This window comes from Streptomyces griseoluteus (genome assembly GCF_004784465.1).
In the GTDB taxonomy this organism is placed as follows: domain Bacteria; phylum Actinomycetota; class Actinomycetes; order Streptomycetales; family Streptomycetaceae; genus Streptomyces; species Streptomyces griseoluteus.
Map to the genome: position 1 here is coordinate 288798 of NZ_SRRU01000009.1, position 15884 is coordinate 304681.

At 65.7% G+C, this 15884-nt stretch carries 9 protein-coding genes and 6 pseudogenes; 8 read left to right on the forward strand and 7 right to left on the reverse strand.

The window, feature by feature from the left end; all coding sequences use genetic code 11:
- Nucleotides 1–173: 173 nt before the first annotated feature.
- Nucleotides 174–950: a LamG domain-containing protein gene (locus E5082_RS24700; RefSeq protein WP_135793450.1), complete on the forward strand. Its 777-nt coding sequence runs from the start codon at nt 174–176 to the stop codon at nt 948–950.
- A gap of 98 nt (nt 951–1048) precedes the next feature.
- Here E5082_RS24700 and E5082_RS24705 read toward each other — a convergent pair whose 3' ends face one another.
- The 3 genes and pseudogenes from E5082_RS24705 to E5082_RS24715 form a co-directional block, all read right to left on the reverse strand.
- The gene (locus tag E5082_RS24705; RefSeq protein WP_135793451.1) at nt 1049–2386 is read right to left on the reverse strand and encodes a tyrosine-type recombinase/integrase; all 1338 of its coding nucleotides are present in this window, start codon (nt 2384–2386) and stop codon (nt 1049–1051) included.
- 129 nt (nt 2387–2515) lie between these two features.
- The gene (locus E5082_RS24710; RefSeq protein WP_190045218.1) at nt 2516–2725 is read right to left on the reverse strand and encodes a helix-turn-helix transcriptional regulator; all 210 of its coding nucleotides are present in this window, start codon (nt 2723–2725) and stop codon (nt 2516–2518) included.
- A gap of 355 nt (nt 2726–3080) precedes the next feature.
- Nucleotides 3081–3824 (reverse strand): annotated as a pseudogene (locus E5082_RS24715) (IS256 family transposase); the annotation flags it as partial.
- A 227-nt stretch (nt 3825–4051) separates the two neighbouring features.
- Here E5082_RS24715 and E5082_RS24720 point away from each other — a divergent pair.
- The 4 genes and pseudogenes from E5082_RS24720 to E5082_RS24735 all read left to right on the forward strand — a co-directional run.
- A complete protein-coding gene (locus E5082_RS24720; protein ID WP_229918738.1) occupies nt 4052–8569 on the forward strand; it encodes an AAA domain-containing protein in 4518 nt (1505 codons plus the stop codon).
- A 1-nt stretch (nt 8570) separates the two neighbouring features.
- The gene (locus E5082_RS24725) at nt 8571–9386 is read left to right on the forward strand and encodes a hypothetical protein (RefSeq protein WP_135793453.1); all 816 of its coding nucleotides are present in this window, start codon (nt 8571–8573) and stop codon (nt 9384–9386) included.
- A gap of 368 nt (nt 9387–9754) precedes the next feature.
- Nucleotides 9755–10363, forward strand: a complete 609-nt coding sequence (locus E5082_RS24730; protein ID WP_190045226.1) for an SMI1/KNR4 family protein — start codon at nt 9755–9757, stop codon at nt 10361–10363.
- 188 nt (nt 10364–10551) lie between these two features.
- Nucleotides 10552–10872: pseudogene (locus tag E5082_RS24735) on the forward strand (transposase); the annotation flags it as partial.
- A 29-nt stretch (nt 10873–10901) separates the two neighbouring features.
- Here E5082_RS24735 and E5082_RS33775 read toward each other — a convergent pair.
- Nucleotides 10902–11039 (reverse strand): annotated as a pseudogene (locus E5082_RS33775) (IS5/IS1182 family transposase); the annotation flags it as partial.
- Between the two features lie 110 nt (nt 11040–11149).
- On the opposite strand from E5082_RS33775, the pseudogene E5082_RS33055 reads away from it, so the two are divergent.
- Nucleotides 11150–11739: pseudogene (locus E5082_RS33055) on the forward strand (IS5 family transposase); the annotation flags it as partial.
- Here E5082_RS33055 and E5082_RS24750 read toward each other — a convergent pair.
- A pseudogene (locus E5082_RS24750) lies at nt 11740–12979 on the reverse strand (IS110 family RNA-guided transposase).
- Nucleotides 12980–13478: 499 nt separating this feature from the next.
- Here E5082_RS24750 and E5082_RS32695 point away from each other — a divergent pair.
- Nucleotides 13479–13676: pseudogene (locus E5082_RS32695) on the forward strand (transposase); the annotation flags it as partial.
- 221 nt (nt 13677–13897) lie between these two features.
- Here the strand turns inward: E5082_RS32695 and E5082_RS24760 are convergent.
- Both E5082_RS24760 and E5082_RS24765 read right to left on the reverse strand, forming a co-directional pair.
- Nucleotides 13898–14458 (reverse strand): hypothetical protein, encoded by a 561-nt coding sequence (locus E5082_RS24760; protein ID WP_135793456.1) that lies wholly within the window; start codon nt 14456–14458, stop codon nt 13898–13900.
- Between the two features lie 10 nt (nt 14459–14468).
- Complete coding sequence (locus tag E5082_RS24765; protein WP_135793457.1) at nt 14469–15299, reverse strand: thioesterase II family protein; 831 nt, start codon at nt 15297–15299, stop codon at nt 14469–14471.
- A gap of 355 nt (nt 15300–15654) precedes the next feature.
- On the opposite strand from E5082_RS24765, the gene E5082_RS24770 reads away from it, so the two are divergent.
- A complete protein-coding gene (locus E5082_RS24770) occupies nt 15655–15870 on the forward strand; it encodes an MbtH family protein (RefSeq protein WP_135793458.1) in 216 nt (71 codons plus the stop codon).
- The last annotated feature ends 14 nt before the right edge of the window (nt 15871–15884 follow it).

Sequence of the window (15884 nt, forward strand, 5' to 3'; positions counted from 1 at the left end):
CCATGAAAAGCCTACGAAAGCCCTGCCCCGCGCGCCGCTGGACCGCGCCGGGCGCACCCGTCCGCGCGAGGCCCTGGCGGAAGCCCCGGCCCGTATTCACTCGTTCGGGTACTTTCTGTGCTGATGTCCGGGTCCGGGTGCATGGCGCGTCACTGGACGGAGAGAAAACGGGCATGCACGAACCGAATCCGGGCAGCCCCCTCCCCGGTCCGCGGTCCGCCGCCGCTCCCGACGTGGTGTTCACCGCCGACTTCACGTCCGAACGGCAGTGGGTGGCGGGCCGGTCCTGGGCCTATCCCGACGGCGGCCCGGTGAATCCGGGCGACGACAAACTCGACCATCTGGTGGCCGACCCCGCCTTCAGCCGCTCGGGCGTCTTCCGGGCCAGGCGCAGACCGGACGGCCGGTGGAACACCGGACTGCTCACCACCGAGGGAAGCCAGGACGGCTTCGAGGTCCGCACCGGCGACATCCTGGAGGCGCGCGTCCGGCTGCCCCGCGAGATCGGCGCCTGGCCCGCCATCTGGACCTGGCGGGACGGCGGCCAGGAGGTCGACGTCTTCGAGTACCACCCCGACAACCCCGACCTGCTGGAGTTCACCAACCACGTACGCGGCAGCAACCGCTACTTCCGCGACGACATGATCAGCCCCGGCGCCTGGGCCGATCTGCGCACCGAGTTCGGCGCCCGCTCGGTGGTCTGGTGGGTAAACGGCAGACGGGTCTTCGCCGACCAGCGCGGCACCGGGCGCAACTGGCACGCCTACCTCATCGTCAACCTGTCCGTGTGCGGCGGGCGCTACCATCCGCCGCCCCGCCGGGAGACCTCGGAGATGTCGTACAGGGTGAGCAGACTCGTCGTCCGCCGCCCGGACTACGGACTCACCGCTCAGCCCCTGGGTGCCACCGCCGAGGAGGAGGGAGCCGACGAGCAGAAGGCCGGGGCCTGACGCACCGGAACCCGCTCAGTCCACCGGCCAGGTGTGCACCGGGGCGTTGAGGTGCATGTAGTCCATGTACATGTTGTCGGCGTGCGCGATTGCCGCTCTCACCTGCGACTTCGTGGCGTGCTCTGAGCCTGTGAGGCGCCCAGGGACTTCTCAGGGACATTCGGTTGTGGATCTTGACCGAACCACTCGTCCATGGCGGCGAGGCCCCGCTTGCCCGCCCCGGGCATGAAGTGAGCGTAGTGGGTCAGCGTGGTCTGCGGAGAGGCGTGCCCGAGCCACGCTGACACGCTCATGATCGACTCGCCGGCCTCAAGCTGGGTACTCGCGTACGTGTGTCGGAGGACGTGGAACATGTCCTCGCGGGAGAGTTCGTACCGACGGCTGCGGCCTCCGTACGTCTTGGCTTCCTCGCCGACCTTCTTCACGACGCCGGCCGCCCCGAGCGCGGGCCGCCAGCTCAGCTCGTTCCACTTCGAGTAGTTGATTCGATTCTCCTGCGAAGTGATCAGGACCAGCCGGACGCTGATCGGTTTGCGCTGTCGCGCTTCCAACTCGGTCGTCGGCGGTTCAGGGTTGCGCCACGGGAGCGTGCAGGCGACCGAAGGGAAGCGGTGCAGGTGGTCCTGGACACGCCTGGCGAGGTTGGGGGAGAGGGGAACCTCTCGCGTCTTGCCGCCCTTGGGCAGGCAGAAGTACGGCCTTCCCTTGGAGTCCCACCGCAGCTGTCGGCGGACGTGTACGACACCGGCATCGAAGTCCAAGTCGTCCTCGCCGAGGCCGAAGGCCTCGCCTTGGCGTAGGCCGAGTCCGACGCCGAGGTCCACCGCGATGCGGTATCGATCGTGGAGGCCCGCCCGGACGGCATCCACGGTCGGCCTGGTCCATGCTTTGGCCTTCCTCTTCGCAGGTTTGGGGGCCTTGACAGTCCGGCTGGCCTTGCAGGGGTTCTTGACGAGGCGGCCGTCGTCGACGGCGGCTTCGAGGATCGTGGAGAGGTGGATCCAGATGACCTGGGCCGTGGACGACTCGACCCGTGTCAACAACTGGGTCTTCCAAGCGCGTAGCACGGCAGCGTCGATGTCCCGGAGTGCCGTTGCGCCCAGGAACGGGATGATGTGGTTCCAGATCTTGCTGCGCATGGGGGCGGCGGTCGACGGTTCGTCCGATCGGCTCGGCCACCAGTGCTTCTCGATGTACTGGGCGAGGGGAATCGCGCCGTCACGGGGGTCGACGAATTCACCACGCGTGGTGTCGGTCTGCGCCTTGGCGAGCCACTGCTTCGCGTCCTCGCTCGTCTCGAACGAGCGGTCCCGGACACCCGGAATGCCCTTCACTCGATAGCGCTTGCCCTGGCCCCACAGGGCAGTTCGCTCCCGCTTGCCGGTGTCCCTGTTGGGCTTCTTCTTGAGCCAACGGTCTTCTATGTACCCCGCCAAGGGATTGTTCTCCTATGAACTCAGTTGGGTGTGGTCCTAGGTGTGGGTATCCACGTGCTGGCACTCCGAGTGATCGACGCACCGCTTTCGGGTCCGTGGGGAGCGCTCAAGGAGCGTGTATGGAGTGGTTCATCGGCGTTTGTGGGTGAGAGGATTGAGAGCAGTGTTGGAACGTGAATCTGCCTGCTCCTGCGCTATGACCCACTCATTCAGCGCTGAGATCCTGTACATGACGCGTCGGCCCATTCGGAAGCTCGGCGGGCCCTGTCGTCGGTGACGCCAGACATACAGGGTGTTCGACGAAATGCCCAAGTATTCGGCCGCCTTGTTCAGATTCAAGAAGGCGGCTTCATGTGTGGGTGCGATCTGGTCGTGAATCTGCGGCCTCCAAGCTGAGCAACGTTGATGAAGCCACGATCCGGATAAGCTTGGGCTTGGTGTAGCCGGGAGATTCTGGTAATGAGCGGATTCGCTCCCTCAGGGGAGAGGCTGAGGTGGAACTGTCGATCTCGGACTCGGCAGTCTATGGCGTTGAATGATCCTCTCGTTGAGCTGCGGCTTTGCCCGCATCCGTACGTTGGCATGGTGTTCACGCGGCCTCAAGTCATGGGTGTCTGCCGTAGGCGAACTGCCTTGAGCCCAGGGCTGGGTGAAGCGGCAGCGGCCTGATAACCGCGTGGGTGACTGCCTAGTGCCAGACGGCCGAGATTGAGTCGGGCAGGCCCTTGAGCCCGTCGCAGACGACCATGCACATGTCCTCGACGCCGCGTTTCTTGATCTCAGTCAGGACCTGGAGCCAGTACTTGGCGCCCTCGCTGCCGTCGCCGGCCCACAGTCCGAGGAAGTCGGGTGCTCTCCACCGTGAACGCCAGGACGACGTAGATCGGCCGGTTCGCCACCTGCCCGTCACGCACCTTCACGTGCACGCAGTCGATGAAGATCACCGGATAGACCAGGTCCAATGGCCGGTTATGCCACCCGTCCATGCCCTTGTCGGTGATGGTCGAGATGGTCTGCTTGGACACGCTCGCGCTATAGACCTCGGCCAGGTTGGCGGAGATGTCACCGTGCGTCAGGCCGCACGCGGACAGCGACAGGACCATCTCGTTTACGCCGGTCAGCCGCCGCTGCTGCTTCTTGACGATCTGCGGCGCGAAGCTGCCGTCTCGGTCACGTGACACCGTGACCTCCACCGGCCCGACGTCGGTCACCACGGTCCTGGACCGGCCTCGTTGCGGCTGTTGCCGCTGCTGGAACCGGCCGGGTCGTGCTTCTCATAGCCGAGGTGGTCCGTGATCTCGCCTTCGAGCGCGGACTCCAGCACGCGCTTGGTCAGTTGCTGCAGCATGCCGCCCTCACCGGTCAACTGCAGGCCGCTCGCGCGGGCCGGTCGACCAACTGTCCGATCAATTGCTCGTCCAGCACGTTCGCCGACAATTCGGCAGGCCGGAGCTCTTCAACCGCCTCGGAAGAGGCAGTCACGTCACTCAGCAGGTGCTACTTCCGTGATCGGGAGTACACCGAGACCGTAAAGCCCCTTGCCTGGTGTGCAGCGGCCATGGATCCTGAAAAGCTTGCCATAGTGGCAGGCGTTTGGGGGATGTGATGGCCCGCCCAGCGGTACGAGATGGCAGCGATCCCAAAGCCGTCCGCGACACTCGCGTCTTGATCGACTGTCTGCAGGAGCTGGTGCGGGGCGCCATCTCCAAGACCATCCGCGACTGTGCCAAGTACCCGGAAACGGTGTGGCTCGCGGACGCTCCCGATGGGACCGTGCGCCGTGCTGCGGACGCTGATCCTCGCATCATGGTGGTCAAGCACCGTCCGCCCCAAGAGGCACCGCGGCTGCCGGCGATCCTGCATGGCAGGGTCTCCGCCGAGGCCGCCGCCACCGCCGGACCGCAACCTCCCGGCCTGATCGACACTCCACAGAATGAACCTCAAATGGCCGAGGGGCAGGTGGTTCTGGACGAGAACCAGCTGGCACTGGAGAGCGGCAGCTCCGAAGAACGTAAAGCGTACGAGACGTGGGCCGGCAAGTGGATGCGATGGTCGCAAGAAGAGCTGGCGGCCGAGCCGCAGCGGCGACTGCACCAGCAGCTGTACCGGATGGCCAAGAAGATCGAGCAGGACAGTGACACCTTCGAAGTAGTCCTGGCCGTAGGTCTCTTGCAACTCGGAGCCGGTCGTCCCTCGGCCCGGGTCCGCCGGCACATCGTGACAACACCGGTGACTCTCACCGTTGAACCGGCATCGATCAACGTGACCGTTTCTCTGGTGCCCGAGCACCCCGGCCGTCTGGAAGACACCGACTTCCTCAGCGAGTCCGACGGCTACACGTCGGAGTTGCTGGGGGTCGTGCGCTCCGCTGTCGAGGACGTCCCCTTCCACCCGCTGTCGGACCGGGCGGCACAGGCCGTGCGCTCGTGGGCGCAGCGGGCTTTCGGAGTCGACCGCGTGCTCCCGTTCGACCCCACCGGCCAGCACCCCGACCTCACCGCTGAACCCCAGACGCGGTCCCTGCATCTCGCGCCCGCCCTCGTCCTGCGCGAACACAGCCAGCGCTCCGTCCTCGGCTTCTACGAGAGCATCGCCCGGGCGCTGAAACGTCCCGGAGCACAAGCGCCTTTGGGACTGGCGCAGCTGCTGTATGACCTTGAACCGGAGCACCGGACGGCCTGGGGGAGCAGGAATGGCTCCGTGCCGCCAGCACTGGGACCGGATCCGCTGTTCCCGATGGTCACCAACGCTGCCCAGCGCGATGTCCTGGACCGGCTGCAGCACGACACCAGTGTCGTGGTCCAAGGGCCGCCGGGCACCGGAAAGACACACACCATCAGCAACTTGATCGCCGCACTCCTCGCGGACGGCAAGCGAGTCCTGGTCACCAGCGCGAAGAGCCAAGCTCTGAACGTGCTGCGCGACCAGCTGCCGTCCAAGCTGCGCAGCATGTGCGTGATCCAAGGCGATCAGTGGCAGGGCGGTAACTCCGATCTGAGCCAGTCGCTGGGAGCATTGGCCCACCTGAACGCGACAACGAACCTTGCTCGGCTCCAACAGCGCATTGACGACCAGCAGACGCAGCGGCACCAGCTCATGGCAGAGCAGGCCAAACTCCAAGACCGCCTGCGTCAGGTACGCGAGGTCGAGTGGTACGAGCACCCCGAGATCGCGCCGGGCTACCGAGGGCGGCTCGACGACATCGTGCAGGCAGTGGAACACGGTGCAGCTGAATATCAGTGGCTGCCGCCCCTGGATGTCCAGGCCCCACAGGTCCCGCCCCTGACCACGGACGAAGCTGAGCGACTGTGGCTGCTCGTTGCCCAGCACGGCCCCGGAATCCTCGACGCCCGCATCCAGTACTGCCCGGACCCGGCAACGCTGCCGGATCCGATGGAGGTTTCCCGCTGCATCACGGAACTTCAGGGAGCGGAGCAAGCAGTCGGCCGCGAGCCGGTCACACCGCTGGCGCAGGAACTGGCGGACCACGGTGACGCGCGGCTCCTGGTACTGGAAGCGCTCCTGGACCGAGCTCAGCAGGCCCTGCAGAGGGTCGGGTTGTCCGCAGACCCCACCTCCTGGCAGGCGGATATCTGGTCCACGCGTGCGCTGCAGGACGGCATAGCCCAGCGATGGCAGCAGCTGTGGGACAGCATCCGAAACGCCTCACAGCGTGCACAGCAGACCCACGATGAGATAGCCGCGGCCTCCTTCCTGGAAGTGGAGATCCCCCGCCTGTCCGAAAGCGAGGAGAAGGAGCTCCTGATCGTGGGCCGCAATCTGGAGCAACACCTCCTGCGCACCGGAAAACTGAACACGCGATGGCCCCGGCCAGCCGTCGTCAAGCAAGCCCGATTCCTCTTGGAACAGTGCCGGGTAGAAGGCATGGCGCCAGCCAGCCGAGAGCACATCACCGCGGTCGTACGGCAACTGGAGATGCGTGCCCACGCCCGCACCCTGCGCGGCCGGTGGACCGGCGTCGGATCGGCCGTCGGACAGGACACCGCCGAACTGATGACGTCCGAGCTCCTGGACAGGGCCGTCATCCTGCAAGCCATCGACACCTGCGTGGAGGTCATCCGCCAGGTCCACGCAACCCTGCTGGCCGACGGAATCCCGACACCGGTCACCACCGCCGAGCAGTGGCGCGACATCCGCCAGGCCACGGCCCAGGCCCGTCGACTCCTGCACATCAGGACCGCAACACAACGCTTCGAAGAGCTCCTCAAGTGCCTTCCGCCGCCTCACCCGCATGGCGTGGAAGAGCTGCAGCGCGCGGCGGATGCAGCAACGGCCCGTGACGCGCAGGCCTACGCGCAGGCGGTGGAGGCACTGGCTACGGCTTACCAGCGTGAGGCAGATCGGCGCGAGACCGGGAAACTCTTCGAGTGCCTTGCCGAGACCCACCCCGAACTAGCCAAGGACTTCGCCGGCGATCCCCTCGCCCCGCACTGGCGCTTCCGGTTCGCCGTGCTGCCCCAGGCCTGGGCGTGGCGGCAGGCGCAGGAGTTCCTCGACACCCACCTGCTCCCAGGACGCGAAGAGCAACTCGAAGGCGAACTGGCTCAGATCCAAGGCCGGCTGCACGACCTGGTGGAACAGATGGTTTGCGACCGCGCAGCTTTCCATTGCGTCAGCCGCATGACCACCAAACACAAACAGGCCCTGGCTGCGTACGCCAGCGCCGTGGCCAACGCAGGCCAGGGAACCACCGAATACGGTAAACGCCACCAGCGTCACGCGCGCTCAGCCATGCAGACAGCGCAAGGAGCGGTACCAGCGTGGATCATGCCGCTGAACCAGGTAGCGGAAACGATCAGTCCAGAGCCGGACTCCTTCGACGTCGTCATCGTCGATGAAGCAAGCCAGGTGGGCTTGGACGGGCTGCTGTTGCTCTGGCTCGCACCCCGCATCATCGTCGTCGGCGACGACCGGCAATGCGCCCCGTTCTACAGCGGCAGCAAGCATGACCGGATCACCCAAATCTTCGACGAGCGCATGGCCGACCTCGAACCCTGGCAGCGCGAAGGCTTCGACCCCAAGTCCAACCTGTACGAACTGCTGCAGTCCCGCTTCACTGAAGTGATCCGTCTCACCGAGCACTTCCGGTGCATGCCGGAGATCATCAAATGGTCCTCCATGCAGTTCTATCCCGACAACCAGCTGGTCCTGCTGCGCCAGCATGGCTCCGACCGCCTCCCGCCGCTGAACGTCGTCCATGTGCCCGAAGGGCACTGCGAAGGACGCCGTGGCAAACTCATCAACCGGCCGGAGGCGGAGGCCGTCGTCAACGAACTGCACCGCCTCACCCAGGACCCTGCCTACGCAGACCGCAGTATCGGCGTGATCATCCTGCGCCACGGCGACCAGACACGACTGGTACAGGACCTCGTCGACCAGCGCATAGACGTGTCGGCACGCGAACGCCACAGCATCCTCGTCGGCACACCGGAGCAGTTCCAGGGAGGCCAGCGCGACGTCATCCTCCTGTCGATGGTCGTCGACGGAGCCAACGTCATCGCCGCGACCGGCCGCAACAATGAACGACGCTTCAACGTGGCCGCCAGCCGGGCCCGCGACCAGATGTGGCTCTTCCATTCCCTGACCGTCGACCAGCTCAGCAGCAAAGACCTGAGGCGCTCCCTGCTCACCTACATGGTGAGCCCGCCACCGCCCTACACACACCCATACCAGCCCGCCTACGTCAGCGCAGACCGACACTGCGAGCCCTTCGACTCGCTCTTCGAGCAGCGTGTCTTCCTGCGCATCAAGGAACGCGGCTACGACGTGGTGCCCCAGTGGGAAGTCAACGGAAAACGCATCGACCTCGTGGTCACCGGAGGTCACGGACGTCTCGCAGTGGAGTGCGACGGAAGCCCTCACCACTCCACCCCGAAGCAGATCCACGACGACGCCGAGCGCGAGCGGGAGCTTCGCCGCGCTGGCTGGACGTTCTGGCGCATTCGCAGCAGCGCCTTCGCCCTCTCACCAGACGAGGCATTGGAACCGCTGTGGGAACGCCTGACCGAGCTGGGCATCCATCCCCGCCCGGTCCGCGAGTCATCCATCGATGATGTGCCGACTGACATGCCCTGGGCTCCCGTCGGCCTGGCCGAGGCCGAACCCGACGAAGACGCGGACCCCTACGACGGCGAGCCGGACGAAGACAGCGAGGAACACTGACATGGACAACTTCGACGACAGCACCCTCGAAGAACTGGCCGCCATGGTCTGCGGTGACGAGCCGGGTATGAAACGCCGAGCGGGCTGGGAACTGGCTCCATTCCTCCGCCGGGCCGGCTGGGAAGACGTCCCCGACCACGACGGAAGCCCTCGCCACCGCTGGGTCCACACCATCCTGTGCGAACGGCAGGAAGACCAGACAGGAGACACCGAGCGCGTCATCCTGCGCCTGGCCAACCGACGGGAATACCAACAACAACCTGCCGACTACGACGCCGTCATCCAGCGCCTTCAGGAAGTCCTCGCCCTCGAAGGCCTCCGCATCGACTACCGGAAGGGGCAGCCCTTCCTCATCGAGTACGACCTCGACGAACCCCCTCGCCCCCAGCGCGTAGAACTGAAGGTGGCCATCACCGACATCGTCTCCGACCCGGACCTGGCCCGCGCCGTTCAGCTACGCCTCGACGAAGCCCGTATTTGCCAAGAACACGGCGCCTACACCTCCGCAGTCATCATGCTCGGAAGCCTCCTCGAAGGCGTCCTCGTCCACGCGGCCGACGTCAGGTCCGCAACTGTGCCGTTGCCAAGGGCCGCCCGCGATACCCGCCTGCAAGACCTCATCCAGCACGCCCACACCAATCTCTGGATCGACCAGGACGCGAAAATGGCCTCGGACCTGCTGCGGACCTACCGCAACCTAGTTCATCCTCTCGCGGAGAAACGAGCCAAGCACAGTGCAGACTTCGATACAGCCGACCTTTGTTGGTCCACGGTCAACGCTGTCCTCAATGATTTGGCGGCGAGCAGCCCCCATTAAGAGGGAGGGGCGATCTCCCTGGGGGCGCCTCCGCCTCTGCACCGCGCTCTGGTCGGCAGGATCCCAGGAACGGGTCCTCGGCCAGGAGCTGGGCCAGTCCCAGCTGTCTCGCCTGGGTGATGTCGGCTGGTGGGTGTGACTGAGTGCGCTGGTTAGCCACCGAGGGCCTCAGTTGGCCGATGTGCGTGTTGTGTCGAGGGGCTTGGGGCGTCGGGCCGTTCCTGGGCCCGTCGGGACGGCGGCAGTGGGTCCCGCAACCCAGGTGTCGGTGGCTTGCACGTACGGTCTGACCATGACTGATCAGTGGTGGGTGGGTGGGCGTGCGTCAGCGGGTCGGCGCGGCAGGTGCAGGGCCTTCCGGCAGCAAGGTGTTCGGGGCATTGGGGCACAGATGGATCGTGGAGGACCCGCGTACCCACGGCGAGCTTGCCGAACTCGAGGCTCAGACGGGCGTGCGGCTGCCAGAGGAGTACCGGGCCTTCCTGCTACACGTTGGCGCGGGTGGCGCCGGCCCCGCCTACGGCCTGTTCCCGGTTCGGCGCGTACAAGGCCGCTGGCGTTGGGAAGGCGACGGCGCGGACCTGGCCGACCTGTCGAGGCTTGCCGAGCCGTCTCCCGACCAAGGCCCGGACCCGAAGCTGCTCGACGAGCTTCGTGCCCAACGCCCCGAGGAAGAGGACTTCGACGACATTGAGGACTTCGACGACGCCATCGAGGCGTGGGACGAGCGGTGGGAGGTCATCATGTTCGCCCCGGAGCGCACTGCCGGCGCCATCGTGATCTCCCACCTGGGCTGCGCGCAGAGAGAGTGGCTGATCATCAGCGGCAGCCACCGTGGCACGATCTGGTCCGACTGCCGGGTGGACGACGTCGACCTCGCCCCGCTGCTCGACGACGACGGTACGCCGGTGACGTTCGCCCGCTGGTACACCGACTGGCTGGAGAAAGCCGAGCGCACAGCACTGTCGGCACCGTAGGTCCGTCGGCCTGTGCTGTTGAGCGTTGCGGTTGGTCAAGCTAAGTAGAGCCCTCAGCCACAGTGCGGCGGTGCGGAGACGGATGCGGCCACCGTTGATCGTCCTGACTTGTGTGGAGTAACGATGAGACGGTGGCCGCAGGTCACAGCATAGATCCCGTCCGCCAGCGGGAGGCGTTCGAGGCGGCAGTGAGCCGGATCGCGGGCCGGTTCGCCCGGGTCGAACCACGGCTGCGGGCCAAGCGGTTGGCGCTGGACCTACTGTCTGACCTGCCGCGCAAGAACTGCTGGACGATAGCGGAGTGGGCCGGTGAGAGCAGCCCGCACGGCATGCAGCATCTGCCGTGCCGGGCAGTCTGGTATGCCGATGGCGTCCGTGATGACGTGCGCGAATACCTCGTCGAGCACCTGTATGACGATGCCGCGGTCCTGGTTGTCGACGAGACCGGCGACGTGAAGAAGGGCACCCACACGGTTGGGGTCCAGCGCCCGTACACCTGGTCAGCCGGAACATCTCGCCAGCTCACGCTCTTGCACAGCACGTAAACGATGCCCCGCAGCGCAGCCCGGTCGTCCGCCGGCAACCGCCCGGGATACCGATACCGCCTCGCCGGACGAGCCGGCAGTAGCGGAGCCACACGTTCCCACAGGTCATCAGGCACAAGATCAGCAGACACCCAACAGATACTGCCGACACACCATTCAACTGCCAAGGCCCACAAGGAACTTCATTCTGAAACGATCAGTAAGACCGTGCCTCCATGGTCAGTTGGTCGTTCGACTGGTTATGGGGAGTGGGCGGTGGGGATGGATCGTGCCGGATGGCTGTGGGAGATCGCCAGGCCATTGTTGCCGCTGGCGCGGGTGCGGCCGCAGGGTGGCGGGGTCGCGAACATCGATGACGAGGCGGTGTTCGCCGCGATCATCTATGTGCTGGTCAGCGGCTGTGCCTGGCGGGCGTTGCCGCCGTGCTTTGGGGCGTCAAAGTCGACCGCGCACCGCCGGTTTCTCATCTGGTCCCGCGCCGGGGTGTGGGGACGACTGCACCAGAAGGTGCTCGAGCTCTTGGACGGCCAGAACCTCGTCGACCTGTCGCGCGCTGTCCTCGACTCCGCTCACGTCCGCGCTAAAAAAGGGGGCGAACTTGCAGGTCCGAGCCCCGTGGACCGGGGTAAGGCCGGTTCCGGTTCCAAGATGCACGTCCTGTCCGACGCGAACGGACTGCCTCTGCGCGTCGGAGTCTCCGCCGCCAACACCCACGAGAGCCAGGTCCTGAAGCCGATGCTGTCCCATTTCCACATGGGACACGAAGCCCACGTGACCGATTCCAAGCCCGGGCGTCTTCATGCGGACAAGACATCCGATGCGGTTGATCTGTCAAGCAGCAACGGAGAGTTGAGGGGCTTGTGGGACGGGGAAAGCGGTAGCTTCGTCGTAGTGGGTTCGTTTGGTGAGGCAGTGGTGCAGGCAGCCGAGCATGCGGTTGAAGAGGTTGCGCTGGGCAGCGGTGTGGCGGTCTCCGTCGGCCCGTCGGCGGTCGTAGTGGGCGCGGGCGCCTGGTGAGGCGGTCAGTGCGGCGAAGGCCCAGACGTAGCCGACCGAGGCCAGACGCTGGTTCTTGACCCGGCGGGCCATGACCGCGAGGCTTCTGCCGGACGCCCGGGTGACCGGTGCGGCCCCGGCGAAGGCTTTGAGTCCTTTCGCGTCGGTGAAGCGGGATCGGTCGTCGCCGATCTCGGCGAGCACCCGGGCGCCGGTGAGAGACCCGAGCCCTGGAAAGCTGGTGATGATCTCGGCGTCCGGGTGTGCTTCAAAAGACTCCACCGCAGCAGCGGTCAGATCGTCTGCGCTGGTGCAGGCGGCGTCGAGCTGTCTCAGCAGAGCGATGGCCTGGCGGCCCATGGCCTGTTCGACTTGCGGAAGCTGCCGCATCTGCGGAACCCGGAGGGCCTGGCGGAGCCGTTCGGCTTCCGCCTCGATGCCGCTGGCGGCCGGCCTTCTTCAGGAGCGAGCACAGTTGGGTGCGGGTGAGCTTGGCGGCCTGTTCCGGGGTGGGCGCGGCGGCCAGTACGACGCGGGCTGCCTTCGCGCACAGTCCTTCGCGTCGGGGCTGGAAAGCCGCGAGGAAGCCAGGGAAATATTCGCGCAGGTGGGAGCGGAGTTTGTTGCCGGCCTGAGTGCGGTCCCAGACGGCGTCCTGCTGGGCTCGGGCCAGGACGGCGAGGGCCTGGGCGAGTTCGCTGTCGTCGGGCAGCGGTCGGTGGGCGGCCCTGTCGGTGCGCAGGATGTTCGCCAGCACCATGGCGTCGAGGTGGTCGGACTTCTTGCGGGCGACCGCGCGCCGGTCGCGATAGCGAGCAGCTGCCATCGGGTTGATCGCGTAGATGGGACGCTTGGTGGCTCGAAGGCAGGCCACGAGCAGGCCGCGGGAGGTTTCGATCGCCACCGGGATCGGGTCGTCCTCGCTGTCGCCGTGGGTGGTGAGAAGGTCCAAGAGCTGTTGCAAGCCCGTAGCGTCGTCGGTGATCCGGGCCCGGGCTAACAAGGTTCCCTCGTGGTCGACCAGGGCGACGTCGTGGTGGTCGCTGGCCCAGTCGATCCCGCAGGTGACGGTCATCGTGTCGTTTTCGTCCTCTCGGTCAGGGGCTTGTTGCTGCTGGTCGCAGCCGTGCGGGGGCACGCGTCTCCCTAATGGAAGGGCTCGATGGCCCAGCATCCGATTAGCCGTTCGTGACCCCAGCGGCCCGCGGGGCCCTCGGTCTGCTCAGGAGCTCGAGGGCTCCAGGGTTTGTAAGAGGTGATCCCCGCAGGCGGCTCGGACCACGGATTTCAACGATCCGATCGTCGGACTGGATGCGGTAGTTGCGTTCGGTCTCGTGGTGGTGAACGGTGCCGGGGCCGGCGCTTGTCCAACGGCTCGAGGGCCCAGGCGTACTCTGCGGCTTCCCGGCACCGATCACCACCACGATGTATGGCGCTTGCTGAAGCGGGGCCCGCAGTCTCTTTCAGGGCCTCGACGGGCCGGGGTGGGCCTGGCGGTGCCCCGCTTCACTGCCCATTAGGCGTACGACGTGCCTCACCCGCGGCGATGGCTATAGGGCAAGCACATCGGCGTCCGCATCGCCCGCAAGGGAGTCGAGTCCAGCGAGTGACTCGGGCGCCGAAGGTGGGTCATCGAACGCACCATGTCCTGGCTGACCGGCTACCGCCGACTCAACCACCGCTACGAGCGGAAACCAGGCAACTACCTGGCCTTTCTCGGACTGGCCGCAGCCCTCCGCTGCTACAAACGACTCCTCAAACTGACCATGTAGGACACGGTCTTAACCGCGCGACTTTTACGTCCCGAACGAAGGAGCCGAGGGTCGCGGGATGCCACCCCGGTTGGGCAGTGGCCCTCTCGCCGGGCAGGCACCAACAGGGACAACCCCAGCCGTCAGGCGCGGTTGAACTTGCTCGGCCAGTGAGCCGCTCTGGTCCCGCCGATACATACTCACAGAGGCCGATATCGGCAACTTCGCCCGTAAGTCGAAGGTCAGACCACGTGCAATATGTGGTCGTCGGCGGATGATTTGGGTCCGTAGCAATAGGCGCCGCGACCTGTGGAGAGTAGCGGCGCGCCCAGTGATTCGGCGAGCAGGATGGATGAACAAGAGGCAAGGACTTCGGCGCCGACCAATCGGTGGTCGGTGCACTTCGCGTAGGACTGGCCTGCAGCGATGGTCTCGGTCACCGAGGACGGCGACAGCTCGAAGCCGCCTTGTTCGTGAAACGAGCGCAATTCTCTGGCCGGCAGCTTTGTGTGCTGTTCGACGCATTCGTAGTCCCAGCAGTCGCGCATGGCGGACGATACCGCCAGCGCGGCGCTCGACGCGATAAGCCTGATCTCGCCCCGTAACGCGGCTGCGCGAATCACGGCTGATCTGGGAGAATGGGACGTTGCTATGTTATACAAAGCGAATGAGTCGGTGACAGCTGTACTGTCCAGGGCGCCCAAGAGATCGTCTGGGGTAACCACCGCGAATGTTTCCTCGTCCTCGAGTAGGAATTCAGAGCGCACCCAGTGCCGCTGTTTACGGATCAGGTGCATTCGCACGCGCCCAGGGTCAGCTAGGCAGCAAGCGATAAAGACGCCGGATTATGTCCTGGGCGAGCAGGCGCTCGTGCTGGATGACGAAGAAGTGCCCGCCCGGCAGCACCGCTTCGGACACGCCCTCGCGGATCACTTCCGACCAGCTATTCACGTCACCGCCATCGGTGCCCGGGTCGGAGGAGCCGCGGTAGAAGGCAGCGGTGGTGTCGAGAGCTTCGGGCCGTTCAGATCGACGGTATGTCTTGCATATCCCGAAGTCCGCCCGGACCGCGGGCATGGCAAGCTCACGGAGTTCGGGATCGGCAAGCACATGCCTGTCCGGGCTTTCCAGTGCTTCCATCCTCAGCATCACGGCTTGGTCGTCGTCGCAGTCGATGTCCAGGGGCTGTACCCGGTGTGGTGCTTTGCACGCGGCCAGAAACAGCGGGATCCCCGGGATTCCATGTGCGGTCTGCAACCGCGTGGCGACCTCGAAGGCCACCAAAGCTCCCATGCTGTGCCCGAAGAAGGCCAACGGCCGGTCGGCAAGTGGCAGGAGGGCGTCAACTGCCGAGTCGGCGAGTTGGCCCATGGAGCGGGCAGGTGGCTCCCCCAAACGCTCCTGCCGGCCCGGGTACTGGACGGCTACCACGTCGATCTCGGTGGGGACCGCCCCGGGCCACGAGCGGAAGAAGCTGGCGGCCGAGCCGGCCGGTGGAAAGCAGACCAGACGCACCTTCGCGTGCGCTGGCGAGGGACGGTAATGGCGAATCCAACGGGCACGCAAGTCATCGGTCGACGTGCGGGCTCCGTAGGGAGGGGGATCACTCTGACGTTGCGCCAGCGGAGTACCTGGTATGTCCACCCCGCTCTTCCTCCTGTTCCTCGCGCGTTCGCACCCGGATCCGCCGGCGTTCCTGTGACCCGGTCAGACGGTGCTTTTGTGTTCCTGATGGTTTGTCAACTTGTTTTGTGGTGAACGAACTTACGTGGAACATACGTCCTTGACGAAGCGGATGGCCATCCTTACGATCATCGCCTAAGTAGTCAAGACTGTCCGGAGTCCCTACGCGGGAGTCGACGGAGCTTCGTCTGCGGGGGAATCGGGACGGATGTGTCCTGGTTGATGTGTTGATCGGACACCTGTCTCACGGTGTTGTCAGTACCCCTGCCGCGCCCTGTCGCCGGATCCACCGACATCGGAAGAACAAGGTTGCGGCATGACGAACCCGTTCGAGGACGCAGACGGAACGTATCTGGTCCTGATCAACGATGAGGACCAGTACTCCCTATGGCCCAGCAACATTGAGGTGCCCGCCGGGTGGCGGATCGTGCTCGAGGCGTCCCCCCGTCAGGAGTGCGTCGAGTACATCGATGCCCATTGGGTCGATATGCGGCCCAGAAGCCTCCGTGAAGCCATGTCGTCCGGCTCCTGAGCCGGACGACAACT

Bases quoted from the DNA above. Each gene is read 5' to 3' on its own strand.
- E5082_RS24770 (WP_135793458.1), top strand. From the start codon at position 15,655: ATGACGAACCCGTTCGAGGACGCAGACGGAACGTATCTGGTCCTGATC.
- E5082_RS24700 (WP_135793450.1), top strand. From the start codon at position 174: ATGCACGAACCGAATCCGGGCAGCCCCCTCCCCGGTCCGCGGTCCGCC.
- E5082_RS24725 (WP_135793453.1), top strand. From the start codon at position 8,571: ATGGACAACTTCGACGACAGCACCCTCGAAGAACTGGCCGCCATGGTC.